Source organism: Lelliottia nimipressuralis, from assembly GCF_041464075.1.
GTDB classification, from domain to species: domain Bacteria; phylum Pseudomonadota; class Gammaproteobacteria; order Enterobacterales; family Enterobacteriaceae; genus Enterobacter; species Enterobacter nimipressuralis.
In genome coordinates this window covers 2,338,608-2,353,417 of sequence record NZ_CP167172.1, presented here as the reverse complement: position 1 = coordinate 2,353,417, position 14,810 = coordinate 2,338,608, and the positions used below count along the sequence as shown (strand labels likewise).

The window sequence follows — 14,810 nt, the reverse complement described above, 5'->3', positions numbered from 1 at the left end:
TTTGTTATTCACGTTTTTACGTGTTCTGGAGATACATATGGTTTCTTATATCCATTTTCGCTGCCCATGCTGTCATGGCTCGCAATACCGCACATCCGTTTTTGATGTGTCTGAAAAAAACCCACACGGTGCGAAATGCATTTTCTGCAAATCGTCCATGATGACCTTTGACCATCTGGCAACGTCCGCGCCATCTGAGCGTGCACACCTCAGTCATCGTCCGTCATAACACCGCATAAGCTATAACAGTTCATTAAAACTGCCAATTTTCTCCTGCTGATATACTATGGTGTGAAGCAAGGAGAGAACGATGAAAAAATACCAGCGCCTGGCGCAGCAAATCATTTCGCAAATCGAACTTGGCGTGTGGTTGCCGGGAGATAAACTACCGTCGTTGCGTGAGCAAGTTGCCAGCAGCGGCATGAGTTTCATGACCGTCGGTCATGCTTATCAAACGCTGGAAAGTCAGGGGCGAATCGTTGCTCGCCCACAGTCGGGATACTACGTTGCTCCACGCCCGATAAAGCAGCAGCCTGCGCCACCGGCGCAGGTGATGCGCGACGAAGTGGTCGATATCAATACCTATATTTTTGATGTCCTGCAGGCCAGCCGCGACCCCTCTGTTTTACCATTTGCCTCCGCATTCCCCGACCCGCGGCTTTTCCCGCTTCAACAGTTGAACCGCTCCCTTGCCAATGTCAGCAAAACCGCAACCGCCATGAGCGTGATTGAAAACCTGCCGCCGGGTAACGTCGATCTCCGCCACGCCATCGCCCGTCGCTACGCGCAGCAGGGGATGAATATTTCGCCGGAAGAGATTGTGATCACCGCCGGTGCGCTGGAAGCCCTCAACCTGAGTCTCCAGGCCGTGACCGAACCCGGTGACTGGGTGATTGTCGAAAACCCCTGTTTCTACGGTGCACTTCAGGCGCTGGAAAGGTTAAAGCTCAAGGCGCTGTCGATCGCCACCGACGTGCGCGAAGGGATCGATCTCAACGCCCTCGAGCAGGCGCTGAACGACTATCCGGTGAAAGCCTGCTGGCTGATGACTAACAGCCAAAATCCATTGGGCTTTACCCTCAGCGCCGAGAAAAAAGCCCATTTGGTGGCGCTGCTGACGAAACATAACGTCACCTTGATCGAAGATGACGTCTACAGTGAGCTCTATTTTGGGCGCGAAAAACCGCTGCCCGCAAAAGCCTGGGACCGCCAGGATATGACACTGCACTGCTCATCCTTCTCGAAATGTCTGGTTGCCGGTTTTCGTATCGGCTGGGTCGCTGCGGGCAAACATGCGCGCCGCATCCAGCAATTACAATTGATGAGCACCCTTTCGACCAGCTCCCCGATGCAGCTTGCTCTTGTGGATTATCTCGCCACCAAACGCTATGACGCCCATCTTCGCCGCCTGCGCCGTACACTGGCCGAGCGTAAGCAGCAGGCGTGGCAATCGCTAATGCGCCATCTGCCGGCGGAAGTGAAAATTCACCACAACGACAGCGGCTACTTTTTGTGGCTGGAACTGCCTGCACAGCTGGACGCCGGGCTGCTCAGTGAGCAGGCGCTGGCACACCATATCAGCATCGCGCCGGGCAAAATGTTTTCTACTTCCGACGTCTGGACGCCGTTCTTTCGCTTTAATACCTCCTGGGCGTGGGGTGAGCGAGAAGAACAGGCTGTAATCCAGCTGGCGAAATTAATAAGCGTCATGCTGAAATAAGCGAAAAGGCTTATTTACCGCAGGCGTAATATCCTCGTATAAATAAACAATGCTTATCCTGTGACCGGCACCAGGTTTATTCCCGGATGTCAGTCATAGGAAATCTGCATACCGCCGCTCGCCGCTAACTCCTTGTCTATAATCCACTTAACAGGGAATGCGCCCTCTGTCACAACCTGATGAAATTTCCAAAGCCCGCAGGGTGCGGCGCATTTGCGCAGTCTACGTTTATTAAGGGAGATATTTTTACGGCACGGCTGCCGCCAAATTTCATTGCGACAGGAGTAAATCAAATGAGCAAAAAATTTGCCCGCAGCAGCCTGTGCGCGCTCGGCATGACCATCATGACCGCGCAAGCCGCAGAGCCGCCGAAAGAGATCGGTAAAGGCGAGGGAAGGCTGGATATCATCGCCTGGCCGGGATACATTGAACGCGGCCAGACGGATAAAAATTACGACTGGGTCACCCAGTTTGAAAAAGAGACCGGCTGTGCGGTGAACGTCAAAACGGCAGCCACCTCCGATGAGATGGTCAGCCTGATGGCTAAAGGGGGCTATGATCTGGTCACCGCTTCCGGCGATGCCTCGTTACGTTTGATTATGGGGAAACGCGTTCAGCCCATTAACCCGGATCTGATCCCCAACTGGAAAACCCTTGATTCGCGCATCGTGAAAGGCGAATGGTTCAACGTTGGCGGCAAAGTCTACGGCACGCCGTATCAGTGGGGACCCAACCTGCTGATGTACAACACGAAAACCTTCCCAACACCGCCGGACAGCTGGGCTGTGGTCTTTAAAGAGCAAAATCTCCCGGACGGCAAAACCAACAAAGGCCGTGTGCAGGCCTACGATGGCCCGATTTACATTGCTGATGCCGCGCTGTTCGTCAAAGCCACGCAGCCGCAGCTCGGCATTACTGACCCGTACCAGCTCACCGAAGCGCAATACGCAGCCGTACTGAAAGTGCTGCGTGACCAGCACGCGCTTATTCACCGTTACTGGCACGACACCACCGTTCAGATGAGCGACTTCAAAAACGAAGGCGTGGTGGCGTCAAGCGCATGGCCTTATCAGGCTAACGCCCTGAAAGGGGAAAACCAGCCCATCGCCACGGTCTTCCCGAAAGAGGGGGTAACCGGTTGGGCAGACACCACCATGCTCCACGCCGAAGCCAAACATCCGATGTGCGCCTACAAGTGGATGAACTGGTCGCTGACACCAAAACTGCAGGGCGATCTGGCGGCGTGGTTTGGCTCTCTGCCGGTGGTGGCTGAAGGCTGTAAAGCCAGCACGCTGCTCGGCGAAAAAGGCTGCGAAACCAACGGCTATAACGAATTCGACAAAATCATGTTCTGGAAAACCCCGATTGCAGAAGGCGGAAAATATGTCCCGTACAGCCGCTGGACGCAGGATTACATCGCCATCATGGGTGGCCGTTAATCGCCCGGGAGCAGACCATGACGTACGCAGTTGAGTTTAACGACGTCTCCCGTTTGTACGGCGACGTACGGGCGGTGGACGGTGTCACCATTGGCATTCGTGACGGCGAATTTTTCTCCATGCTGGGGCCTTCTGGCTCCGGCAAAACCACCTGTCTGCGCCTGATTGCCGGGTTCGAGCAGTTGAGCGGCGGGGCGATCAAAATCTTCGGCAAAGAGGCCAGCGAGCTACCGCCGTGGGAGCGCGATGTGAACACCGTGTTCCAGGATTACGCCCTGTTCCCGCATATGTCGATCATTGAAAACGTCGCCTACGGTCTGATGGTGAAAGGCGTCGATAAAAAGAAACGCCAGGCGCAGGCGCGTGATGCGCTGGAGAAAGTGGGGTTAGGGTTTGCAGAAAAGCGTAAGCCCTCTCAGCTTTCCGGCGGGCAGCGCCAGCGTGTGGCTATCGCCCGCGCGCTGGTCAATGAGCCGCGTGTGCTCTTGCTTGACGAACCGCTCGGTGCGCTGGATCTGAAACTGCGCGAGCAGATGCAGTTCGAGCTGAAAAAACTGCAGCAGGAGCTGGGGATCACCTTTATTTTCGTTACCCACGATCAGGGCGAAGCGCTGTCGATGTCCGATCGTGTCGCCGTGTTTAACAACGGGCGAATTGAACAGGTCGATACGCCGCGCGAGCTTTATATGCGCCCGCGCACGCCGTTCGTCGCCAGCTTTGTCGGCACTTCCAACGTGTTTGATGCCGCCGTTGCAAAACAGGTTTGCGGCATGGAAGGAATTTATTCGCTGCGCCCGGAACATATTCGCCTCAATCAGAGCGGCGACGTTCAGGTACAGGGCGTGGTGCAGGCGGTGCAATATCAGGGCGCGGCAACGCGGTTTGAGCTGCGTCTCGCCGATGGTGCAAAATTGCTGGTGAGCCAGGCCAATCTGAGCGGCGCGAATATCCCTGTAGATGTTGCCCCAGGGCAGCAGGTGCTGGCCTCCTGGTCGCGCGAGGCAATGGTGCCGCTGCATGAGGAAAGGTGAGATGGACATGAGCGTTTCGCCTGCACCGTCCTCCCGTGGCCCGGTCAGTCGGATCACGACGCTGCTCTGGCGCAAACCGTCGCTCGGGCTGTTCCTGCTTCTGCTTGGGCCGCTGATGTGGTTCGGGATTGTCTATCTCGGCTCGCTGCTGACCCTGCTGTGGCAAGGTTTCTACACCTTCGACGATTTCACCATGTCGGTGACGCCGGATCTGACCTTTGCGAACATACTGGCGCTTTTCAACCCTGCCAATTACGACATCATCCTGCGCACCTTGTTGATGGCCATTGCCGTCACGATTGCCAGCGCGATTCTGGCCTTTCCGATGGCGTGGTACATGGCGCGCTACACGCGTGGTAAATGGAAAGCTTTTTTCTATATCGCGGTGATGCTGCCGATGTGGGCGAGCTACATCGTTAAGGCCTACGCGTGGACGCTGTTGCTGGCAAAAGATGGCGTCGCGCAGTGGTTTCTCGGCTATATGGGGCTGGAGCCGCTGCTGATGTCAGTGCTGACGCTGCCCGCAATTGGCGGTAACACGCTGTCGACGTCCGGCCTGGGGCGCTTCCTCGTCTTTGTCTATATCTGGCTGCCGTTTATGATCCTGCCCGTACAGGCGGCGCTGGAACGCCTGCCGCCCTCGCTGTTACAGGCGTCAGCCGATCTGGGCGCGCGCCCGCGCCAGACTTTCCGCTACGTGGTACTGCCGCTGGCTATTCCTGGCATTGCGGCCGGTTCGATTTTTACCTTCTCGCTAACGCTGGGCGATTTTATCGTGCCGCAGCTGGTCGGTCCGCCGGGTTATTTCATTGGCAACATGGTCTATGCGCAGCAGGGGGCGATCGGCAACATGCCGATGGCGGCGGCGTTCACCTTAGTGCCGATTGTCCTTATCTCACTCTATCTGGCGTTCGTGAAACGTCTGGGAGCGTTCGATGCACTCTGAACGCGCGAACGTGTTCCTGAAACTGGCGGCCTGGGGCGGGGTGATCTTCCTTCACTTCCCACTTCTGATTATCGCCATCTATGCTTTTAATACGGAAGATGCGGCGTTCAGCTTCCCGCCGAAAGGGCTGACCCTGAAGTGGTTTAGCGTGGCGGCATCAAGAAGCGACATTATCGATTCGGTGACGTTGTCACTTCAGATCGCGTCGCTCTCGACGGCCATTGCGCTGGTGCTGGGGACGCTGGCGGCGGCGGCACTCTGGCGCAGCGATTTTTTCGGCAAAAACGCCATCTCGCTGCTGCTTCTGCTACCGATTGCGCTTCCGGGCATCATCACCGGTCTGGCGCTGCTGACGGCGTTTAAAACCATCAATCTCGAGCCGGGCTTTTTCACCATCGTTACCGGTCACGCGACCTTCTGCGTGGTGGTGGTGTTCAACAACGTCATCGCTCGCTTCCGGCGCACCTCATGGAGCCTGGTCGAAGCGTCGATGGATTTAGGTGCCGACGGCTGGCAAACCTTCCGCTACGTCGTGCTGCCGAATTTAAGCTCTGCACTGCTGGCGGGGGGAATGCTGGCGTTTGCACTGTCGTTCGACGAAATCATCGTCACGACATTTACGGCGGGACATGAGCGTACGTTACCGCTGTGGTTACTCAATCAGCTTGGACGCCCGCGTGATGTGCCCGTCACTAACGTGGTTGCGCTGCTGGTGATGCTGGTAACGACCATTCCGATTCTGGGGGCCTGGTGGCTAACCCGCGACAACGAAAACGTGGTCGAAAGCGGGAAATAACGTTGATTTCAACAGGACAATGCTATGCAAACTCAACTGCTGATTAATGGTGAACTGGTCACCGGCGAAGGCGAAAACCAGCCGGTTTACAATCCTGCCACGGGCGAGGTTCTGCTGGAGATCGCCGAAGCGTCTGCCGCACAGGTCGACGCTGCCGTGCGAGCCGCCGACCGCGCCTTTTCGGAATGGGGCCGAACCACGCCCAAAGCGCGCTCAGAGTGCCTGCTGAAACTGGCCGATATGATTGAGGAACATGCCGACACATTCGCGCGCCTCGAATCGCAAAACTGCGGCAAGCCGCTGCACTGTGTCATCAACGACGAAATCCCCGCAGTCGTGGATGTGTTCCGTTTCTTTGCAGGTGCCGCTCGTACGCTAAATGGACTGGCGGCGGGAGAGTACCTCGACGGCCATACCTCCATGATTCGCCGCGATCCGGTGGGCGTGGTGGCGTCCATCGCGCCGTGGAACTATCCCCTGATGATGGCGGCGTGGAAGCTGGCTCCGGCGCTGGCCGCCGGAAACTGCGTGGTGATCAAACCTTCTGAAATCACGCCGCTGACCGCACTCAAACTGGGGGAACTGGCGAAAGAGATCTTCCCGGCAGGGGTATTAAATGTATTGTTCGGTCGCGGCAAAACCGTTGGCGACCCGCTGACGGGGCATGAAAAAGTGCGCATGGTCTCCCTGACCGGATCGATTGCCACCGGCGAGCACATAATCGGCCACACGGCATCGTCGATTAAACGCACCCACATGGAGCTGGGCGGTAAAGCGCCTGTCATCGTCTTTGACGATGCTGACCTCGACGCGGTTGTCGAGGGCGTGCGGACCTTCGGTTTCTATAACGCGGGCCAGGACTGTACCGCCGCATGTCGGATATACGCGCAAAAAGGCATTTACAACGCTCTGGTCGAAAAGCTCGGTGCGGCGGTGGCCACGCTGAAAACCGGCGCGCCGGATGATGAATCCACCGAACTGGGGCCGCTCAGTTCTGCTGCGCATCTGGCGCGGGTCTGCCAGGCAGTGGATGCAGCCAAAGCGCTTGGACACGTCACCGTGGTGACCGGGGGCAATAAAGTGGACGGCGCAGGGTATTACTTCCAGCCCACGCTGCTGGCGGGAGCAAAACAGGAGGACGCCATCGTCCAGCGCGAAGTGTTTGGCCCGGTGGTCAGCATGACGGAATTCAGCGATGAAGAGGAAGTTCTGGCCTGGGCCAATGACTCGCAGTATGGTCTGGCGTCATCGGTGTGGACGAAAGACGTGGGCCGCGCGCATCGACTCAGCGCTCAGCTGCAATACGGCTGTACCTGGGTGAATACCCATTTCATGCTGGTCAGCGAAATGCCGCACGGCGGCATGAAACTATCCGGTTACGGCAAAGATATGTCGGTGTATGGCCTGGAGGATTACACCGTGGTCAGGCACGTCATGATTAAACACTAGCGCTGTTTAACGCCCGGTAGCGCTGCGCTTACCGGGCTAAAATCGTTGCCGGGTCAGGCGTCACCGCCACCCGGCAGTGTCTACCAGCCACAGACATCATGCTCATTTTCCGTGTCATACGCGCGCACGGTATTGACCAAATCTTTCACCACATCGGCTGCGACATCGGGAATTAACAGCTCCATTGGGGCCTGTGTCTCGTAATCGACCGACACGCCGTTGCTGTTATTCGTGACGGTGACGGTATACGTTGCCTTGCCCATCTTCTTACCCCTTATGTGTATTAACGACTTTTCCCAGGCCCGCGCCTTCAAGATTTGCCTGCGGATCGGCGAAGAAATCAATACTGAAGTAGGTATCGTCGGTAAGAAGCTCAATGCGGTGCCATTTTTGCGGTGGCGAAATGCCAAAAGAACCCGCTTCGATAATCAGTTCAAGATCGGGTTCAGTGGCTTGCGCATCCGGGAATCCAAAATATTTCACCGCGCCCTGCATAACAGACAGGCGGCCATACACGCCCGCTTTGGTGTTGTGATGCGTGAACAGGGCCTTAGGTGCGGAGTCTTTGTTCCAGAATGGAGTGGCGCGGGTGTGAACAAAATTTTCAGGAATACGTAGCATAATAAGTTCCTTACGGGCGTTTAAATGCTCAAAGAGATTTCAAAACTTCCGGTTCAACAAAGAAATCGACGTTAAAAATCGTATCGTCAGTCATCGTTTCAATGTGATGCCATTTTTCAGGCGGAAACACGCCGAAATGGCCAGCCTTGATGATGAGTTCGCTGTCAGGGACCGGCGTGAACTCGTCGGCATAACCTAAGTAACGTATCGCTCCCTGACTTACCGACAAACGGGGATAAACGCCCGGTCGCGTGCCTTTATCAAGATGGCGCTGGAAAATGCCAGCAGGGGCGGTGTCCTTGTTCCAGAAAGGGGTGGAACGGGTATGAATACAACTCTGCGGAATGCGTAACATAGTTTCTCCCTCTAAAGCCTGCTGTTATTACACCACTTTTCGGGCACAATCATTGTGCAAAATGTGCATATAGGATGCAACTTTAAAGGGGTAGGAAAAGGGGTAAATCTGGCGGGGAATTAACGTCGTCGAAATACTTCATTGTTATTAACCATGTGATTTTAGTGGTTAACCTGTAACATTAAAACTTGATCTGTATCAATATATGACGCATATTGCGCGCGGTTATTTTATCGATCGAGTGCACAGAATGACGCTTTATCAAAAAATGTTGGTGTTTTACGCAGTCATGGCAGCGATTTGCGCCCTGATTACCTGGTTCCTGTCGAAAGACCGTAAACGCATTCGGTTTCTGAGCGCGTTTCTGGTGGGGTCGACCTGGCCGATGAGCTTTCCTGTGGCACTGTTGATCTCGCTTTTCTGAAGCACGCTTCCAAAATTTAAAGACAAAATAGCATTCCGCTACGAGTGACTGTATAAATACACAGTGTGTCGACAAAGGAGTGCTTATGAACAGTTTTTACTCGCAGCAAGCCTGCTGCAATGTGCGCTGGCAGGACCTCCCTGGTTCTGGCGATCCCGTGGTCTTTATTCACGGCCTCGGCTGCGCCTCTTCGTATGAATATCCCCGCGTCGTCTGCGACCCGCAGTTTGGTGCGCGTCGGGCCATTCTTATCGACCTTCCCGGCAGTGGCTATAGCGACAAACCTGAACACTTTCTCTATCGCACCAGCGATCAGGCGAAGGTCGTTGTCGAACTACTGAACCATCTCAATATTGACGCATTCTGGCTGTATGGCCACAGCATGGGCGGCAGCATCGCTATCGAAACCGCCGGTCTTACCGAAAACCGCATTCGCGGGCTGATTGTCTCTGAACCCAACTTTCATGCAGGAGGGGGCATGTTCAGCCGCGCGATTGCCGCGCAGAGTGAGGCCTCATTTATTGAAACTGGCTATCACACTATGCTTGCCGCCGAAGCGTCAGCGTGGGCGGGGTGTCTGCGCAGCAATGCACCTTATGCCGTCTGGCGCGGTGCCGCGTCTCTGGTTGCGGGCGTTACCCCTGACTGGAGCGCACGCTTTCTGGCGCTGAAATGTCCGGTCACGCTGCTGTTTGGCGAACTCTCGCTGCCAGATGCCGAGGCCGAAGAGATGTGTCAGCAGGGTGTCCGAATTCTGGTGATCCCTGCCGCCGGGCATTCCATGTCGTGGGAAAATCCTTCCGCGCTGGCGCGCGCGCTTTCGGATTGTGTCTCAGAAGAGTGACAGCCCGCGCCTTTGCAGGCTGTCCTTAGGGTTAACGCAATATCGATTGTAACGCCTGACGTGCGGCTGGCTGGATATCATGCGGGTGCTGATAGCCAATATTCTCAATCGCGCGGGTATAAAGCGCGACCAGCCAGTCGTACACGTACACCGTGGCGGCGTGAACTGGCTGCTCACCCAGTTGAGTCAGTCTTGGCGTTGCGCTGCTGACGACAGGCGTCACGAAGATGGCCTGGCCTTTACGCACGCGGCTTGCCGGACGCGTCGCCGCAGGTGTTTCAGCGTAGCCCAGCCAGCCGATGAAGTTACCGATGGCCGCATGCAGCTGTGCGGCACTGCTTTTATCGGCTTCTACGATGCGCTGTAACTGTTGCGGCAGATTCAGGCGATAGCTGCTGATCACCAGCGTATCGGCAATCTGGGGGAGTGCAGCAACGTCCAGCCCCAGCCTGTTCGCGGCGGCTTCGTTACGGCTCCACTGGCGCAGATGGTTGATCCAGACACGATGCGCCAGACGCGCTTTATCTTTGGTCTGGAAGACCTCATGGCCTTCGCTAGCGTTGTCGGCAAAGAGATCAATGGCGTCGGTGAACAAACCGTTAACCTGCTCTTCGCGGGGCTGCTGAACGGTAAGCAGCGTTTCGAAGGCTTTCAGCGGTGGCAGCAGCCCTTCAAGCAACTCGCCATGGCGAGCCGCGCTGGATTGTAGCGTGCGCACCATCGCTTCAGCCTGAGTGCGTTGTGCATCAGGCTCAACGGCCATTGGCGCGAGATAGCTTTGCATCAACGCACGAAGCTCGCGTTGCTGGGCGTTCTTCAGCGCTTGCAGGCGAGACTGGCGTTGTGTGGCAAGCGTTGCCTGCGACAGCCACTCCACCACGCGCTGCATGCTGTGCGTGTCGAGAGCCTGTAACGTTCCCCAGCGCTGGCCCGGTTTGCCGAGCAGGTGCTGCACCGCCTCATCCAGATTCTGTTTGGTGAGGAAACGCGCGTCGTGCGGCGTAATGGCCCATACCAGGCCAGGCAGGGCGGACTCTTCCGTCGTCTGGGTATCTTTCACCCAGTTCAGCAAGGTTTTTGCCGTTTTTGCCGTTTGCTCGTGGCGGGCGGTAGCGTTGCAAATCACCAGCACGTCGGGCTGCATCTGCTGGCGATAATGTTCCAGCAGCCATGTGCATTTGGCTTCTGCAAGCGGCGAGAGATCGGTCTCCGATGGCGCGGGAATATCAATGATATCGACGTTATCCAGCACACCGTTTTCAGCGGGCAGGACCAGTTCGCGTGTCAGGAATGCCAGCACGTCGACGGGAATGCTAATGGCATTCAACATCTCGCCATTATTCAGCGGGTGCAGCACGGCTTCCTGTGCGTCCGGCGCGGTGAACTCTGCGCGAGTGAGGAACCCTTCGCTGGGTAGGCCGAAATTATCGACCAGCAAACTCAGCGGTGCCGCCAGCTGGCGGGCGTGGCTGGTCTGATGCAGCACGTGGGCCAGTTTCAGCCACTGTTGGGTCAGTTCCTGCTGCTCACCCCACAGCAGTGACCAGACGCCGGCGCGAGTGCTTAAATCGAGGGAGGGGATCAGCTGCGCGAACTGATGCCACAGGCTATCGTCCATCTGCTGTTCAGACGCGGGAACGGTGCTGCGCCAGTAGCGGGCAATGGTCGCCACTTCCTGGGCGGTGATTCCCGGAACACCTTGCGGCTGGCGCAGGGCACGCCATTTTTCGACACGCGCTTCAATCACCGATTTTTCTACCGGGCGAATCAGCGTGTGCAGCGTGGTACGCGCAATAAACAGCTGGACCAGCTCGGCTTCCGTGACCAGGCTCAGGCGCAGCGGGAAGGCATCGTCGCTGGCATCGCTGGAGCGCGGCGTGAAACGCACGGCCATGTTGGTCAGGGCGTGGCCGGGGTTGATATGGGAAAAATAGTCAAAGGTGCGCTGGCCGGGAGAAACATCCAGCCGACCATTTCCGCTGCCGCACAGTGACGCCAGCAGATGCGCTTTGGCTGCCTGCGAATGGCCGTAAAGGCCAATGCTGCTGTGTCCGGTCAGGGCGCGGTCAAGCGCCTGTCCGCGTGCCTGCGCGCAGGTGAGGCGGGCCAGCAGGGCGTCAGCATCGTTATCCAGCATCGGGGCATGCAGACGCGTGTCGTTGATCCACTCGATTAAAGCCTGAGAGGTGGCAGTCATCGCTGTCATTTGAGATATACGCTCCCGCTGTCGATCCAGTAGTGGCTTCCGCTATGGCGGCGGTCGGCCAGGGTATTCAGTTTAAACGTTAAGGCGTCAGGCGGCACCGGTGTCCCGTCCTGGAGCCAGGCGTCGCTCAGCTCAAACGACTCCGGGCCTTCGTGTTTCGTTCCGCCGCGCAGCTGCAAGCGAACGTTCAGCACGCCGTCTCCGGCGATGGCTTTTGCCAGCTCTGCTGAGTTAATGCTCAGCGTATAGAGCGGAGTGGCGGGCCAGCGGGCGTTAGCCAACTGACGGAAGCCGAGCGTCACGTTACCGCGTAGCGGGAAGTGCAGTCGCGCATCCAGCTTCGCGCCCGGCTTATCGAGGTCGATGTCCTGATACCAGACGTTCTCTTCGCGCAGCGTGTTGACCGTATTATCCAGCACGCCGAGATAACGCACGGTGGAGTAGGCACCGATGTCGGCAGCTTTGAAATTAAAGCGCGGCAAACGCAGGTCCAGGGCGAGGCTGCACAGCATCGCGCCGACGGCAGCCGTAGATTTTGGATTACCGATACGGCCCTGCTGGCTAAACGGATACCACTCATGTACGCGGTATTTATCCAGCCAGACGATGCGGTTGACCTGCACCGGCTGCAGGTGGCGAATCAGCGCCTGCACCCCAGGCAGACAGCCAGGGCGCCCGGTGATCAGCAAAATATCGCAGGCATAATGGGAAATCGCTTCGCACACGGCATGCAGCGGAGCGGCCAGCGTAAACTGGCCCGCCAGCATCGCGTCCTGCATTTCCTGGAAGTTCACATGCAGCGGAACCGCAAACAGATCAAACGGTGCCGAACCGGCGGGCAGCGCGTGGTCGATTGCCTGTTGCAGATAGTTCATCACGTTACGGGTCGGCTGCTGTTTTAGCAAATCGCCGAAGGTGGCGTGTAAACCCGCCAGCGGATCGTCGATATCGCTGCTTTCCCAGGCGGCGAGGATCCCGTGCCCAATCGGCATAAACAGCTGCAACGCCGTCTGCTGGCGCAGCACTGCCTGAGTATCAATGCGCCCGGAGTCGCCAAACAGCGAAGCCATCAGCAGAGAAGCATCGGCGATACCGGATTTTTGCAGCTGCATTTGCAGGGCGGGCAGGACGTAGCGCTGGATCACATCCAGCAGCGTGTCGTCGCCCGCGACTTTAAATCCTTCGCGGAACAACAGCTGCGGGGTGATTTTGACGTTGTTGCCAGAGCCGTCATCCAGCTGATAGTGGGTAATTGCCATATCAGTAGTGCCACCGCCAATATCGATGGAGGCCACGCGCAGCGAGCGCCCAGGCTGTGCGCCTGGCTCCACTTCGCGGTCCGGACGGGCGAGAGAGGCGAAGAACGCTTCTGTCTGGCCGCCGAAATGGGAAATGGCTTCGTTGTACAGCCACACGAGCTGTCCGCAGCTGGCTTCGTCCCACTCCATCTGAATAGCGGGAACCGGGACCACGCTCTTATCCTGCTGATTGCGGCTGGCAAAATCGTCATCCTGCGGGTGCCAGCCCATCGCTTTCCAGACGATGGCGATGGCTTCAAACATGCGGCGGCGGAAAATTTCGCGCTCCTGTTTAGGCATGGCGGAGGGCAGGGTCAGGATCAGGGTACGCAACTGGCGTGGCGAGGCGGGGAAGCCCAAACGCAGACGCGTGGCGACGCTGTTGATCTGGCCGAGAGCCTGAGCGAGGAGTTCGCACAGCATGTGCGTCATCAGCGTGCTGCGGCTGTACTGCGGCGAGAAGACCGGCAGACGTTCATCCGGCGGCAGGGTGAACAGCGGCTGCCCGTCATCGTTCATCAGGTTCATCAGCGGGAAGGCGGTTGCCAGCGGTTCGCGCTGAGTTTTGGCATTCATGCTGCTAAAGCGCCAGTCCTGAACCGTCGGGGTTTCATCCCACAGATAGCGACGCGGGCTGGAGATCCCGCTGTTGCCCTCAGTGCCCAGACGCTGCATCGCCAGTTTGCGCGCTTCATCGCCCACGCGCACGATTGAAGGCCAGACAAACGCATCTTCGCGGCCACTTTCAACGGAGAAGTGCTGCTTGCCAAAGCGGGCTTCAGAAAACTCAAGGCGGCTAGTAAACAGCGGCTCATTCAGGAACTGCGGTTCGCTTAAGGAGCGCACCTGCAGTTCGGCGGTCTGGCGTAAGCCGTCATTGGCATCGCCGTGATCTTCAATGATCACGCCGCAGGTGTGGGTGTTGCCGACATCGAGGATAAGATCGACCGGAATGGCGGGCGTACTCAGGGTGTGAGTAACAAATTTCACTTCCGGAACGGCGATCTGCTCGCCCAGCATAGTCATCAGGTTGAGCCAGTGGGCCTGATATTCAAAGCCGCGCATCGCCTGGTGCAGGTCGCGCTCGGAGCGGTTTTCGACGCTGGTGGCGTAGCCGCTGAATGCCTCCCGCAGCCAGCCGTCAATCCAGGTCTGATCGAGAAAACTCAGGACCTCGTCGTCGCGCCAGGCCAGCGCGAACCGGGTGCCGTTCAGAATATCGTTTTCGACCGGTGACAGGCCCGGCGTGGCGTGATCGGCTATCTGGCTGTCGAGCGCGAAGGTCACACGGTGAGTGTTACCCGCGCTGTCCGGCGTCTCAAGCTTACGCACCTGTGCGCGCGCCCAGTTATCTGGGCCGTCGACAAAGGTACGCGGCGGATTAAAGCGTAAAAAAGGCACCGGAAGCCAGACGCCATCCAGCACCGCCATGGACTGATGCAGGGTAAACGTGCTTTCCGGTTTCACCACTTCAGGCTGACCGCCGCGTGCAGCGGGCAGGGTGTAGCGGCCATTGACCAGATCGTAATTGAGGCGCAGCAAAGGGCCATTGGCAGTTTTACGCACGAAACGGCCCAGACTTGCCGTGTCCTGTGGGGTCAGGCCAAAATCAAGAAACTGTACGCCGCTGTTCGCAATCAGCGTGACGCTTTGTTTGTAGTCGCAAAGATTTACCAGCATA

14 protein-coding genes are annotated in these 14,810 nt (G+C 57.4%); 9 read left to right on the top strand and 5 right to left on the bottom strand.

Annotation, left to right across the window (positions count from 1 at the left end):
- The first annotated feature begins 37 nt into the window (after window positions 1-37).
- The 7 genes from ACB496_RS11025 to patD all read left to right on the top strand — a co-directional run bounded on the left by ACB496_RS11025 (window position 38) and on the right by patD (window position 7,381).
- Complete coding sequence (locus ACB496_RS11025) at window positions 38-229, top strand: cold-shock protein (RefSeq protein ID WP_100780028.1); 192 nt, start codon at window positions 38-40, stop codon at window positions 227-229.
- Window positions 230-310: 81 nt separating this feature from the next.
- Window positions 311-1,720, top strand: a complete 1,410-nt coding sequence (locus ACB496_RS11020) for a PLP-dependent aminotransferase family protein (protein WP_100780029.1) — start codon at window positions 311-313, stop codon at window positions 1,718-1,720.
- 293 nt (window positions 1,721-2,013) lie between these two features.
- Window positions 2,014-3,159 carry a putative ABC transporter substrate-binding protein YdcS gene (gene ydcS / locus ACB496_RS11015; protein WP_181826403.1) on the top strand — a complete coding sequence of 382 codons (1,146 nt, stop codon included), beginning with the start codon at window positions 2,014-2,016 and terminating at the stop codon, window positions 3,157-3,159.
- Between the two features lie 17 nt (window positions 3,160-3,176).
- Complete coding sequence (locus ACB496_RS11010) at window positions 3,177-4,190, top strand: ABC transporter ATP-binding protein (RefSeq protein ID WP_100780031.1); 1,014 nt, start codon at window positions 3,177-3,179, stop codon at window positions 4,188-4,190.
- A gap of 7 nt (window positions 4,191-4,197) precedes the next feature.
- A complete protein-coding gene (locus ACB496_RS11005) occupies window positions 4,198-5,136 on the top strand; it encodes an ABC transporter permease (RefSeq protein WP_369804784.1) in 939 nt (312 codons plus the stop codon).
- Complete coding sequence (locus ACB496_RS11000) at window positions 5,126-5,932, top strand: ABC transporter permease (protein WP_371975200.1); 807 nt, start codon at window positions 5,126-5,128, stop codon at window positions 5,930-5,932. Before ACB496_RS11005 ends, ACB496_RS11000 begins: the two co-directional genes overlap by 11 nt.
- A gap of 24 nt (window positions 5,933-5,956) precedes the next feature.
- Window positions 5,957-7,381: an aminobutyraldehyde dehydrogenase gene (gene patD, locus ACB496_RS10995; RefSeq protein WP_312154029.1), complete on the top strand. Its 1,425-nt coding sequence runs from the start codon at window positions 5,957-5,959 to the stop codon at window positions 7,379-7,381.
- Window positions 7,382-7,461: 80 nt separating this feature from the next.
- Here the strand turns inward: patD and ACB496_RS10990 are convergent, their stop codons facing one another.
- From ACB496_RS10990 to ACB496_RS10980, 3 genes are read right to left on the bottom strand one after another with little or no spacing between them, the layout of a single operon-like run.
- Window positions 7,462-7,644, bottom strand: a complete 183-nt coding sequence (locus tag ACB496_RS10990; protein WP_095282123.1) for a DUF1869 domain-containing protein — start codon at window positions 7,642-7,644, stop codon at window positions 7,462-7,464.
- Between the two features lie 4 nt (window positions 7,645-7,648).
- Complete coding sequence (locus ACB496_RS10985) at window positions 7,649-8,002, bottom strand: DUF1971 domain-containing protein (RefSeq protein WP_231275678.1); 354 nt, start codon at window positions 8,000-8,002, stop codon at window positions 7,649-7,651.
- Between the two features lie 28 nt (window positions 8,003-8,030).
- A complete protein-coding gene (locus ACB496_RS10980; RefSeq protein WP_100780036.1) occupies window positions 8,031-8,357 on the bottom strand; it encodes a DUF1971 domain-containing protein in 327 nt (108 codons plus the stop codon).
- A gap of 250 nt (window positions 8,358-8,607) precedes the next feature.
- Between ACB496_RS10980 and ACB496_RS10975 the strand changes: the two genes are divergently transcribed.
- Both ACB496_RS10975 and ACB496_RS10970 read left to right on the top strand, forming a co-directional pair.
- The gene (locus ACB496_RS10975; protein WP_095284283.1) at window positions 8,608-8,781 is read left to right on the top strand and encodes a GhoT/OrtT family toxin; all 174 of its coding nucleotides are present in this window, start codon (window positions 8,608-8,610) and stop codon (window positions 8,779-8,781) included.
- Between the two features lie 85 nt (window positions 8,782-8,866).
- Window positions 8,867-9,625: an alpha/beta fold hydrolase gene (locus ACB496_RS10970; protein ID WP_371975199.1), complete on the top strand. Its 759-nt coding sequence runs from the start codon at window positions 8,867-8,869 to the stop codon at window positions 9,623-9,625.
- Between the two features lie 31 nt (window positions 9,626-9,656).
- Here the strand turns inward: ACB496_RS10970 and ACB496_RS10965 are convergent, their stop codons facing one another.
- Both ACB496_RS10965 and ACB496_RS10960 read right to left on the bottom strand, forming a co-directional pair.
- Window positions 9,657-11,831 carry a virulence factor SrfC family protein gene (locus ACB496_RS10965; protein WP_371975198.1) on the bottom strand — a complete coding sequence of 725 codons (2,175 nt, stop codon included), beginning with the start codon at window positions 11,829-11,831 and terminating at the stop codon, window positions 9,657-9,659.
- Window positions 11,828-14,809 (bottom strand): virulence factor SrfB, encoded by a 2,982-nt coding sequence (locus tag ACB496_RS10960; protein ID WP_371975197.1) that lies wholly within the window; start codon window positions 14,807-14,809, stop codon window positions 11,828-11,830. Before ACB496_RS10960 ends, ACB496_RS10965 begins: the two co-directional genes overlap by 4 nt.
- Window position 14,810 lies beyond the last annotated feature (1 nt).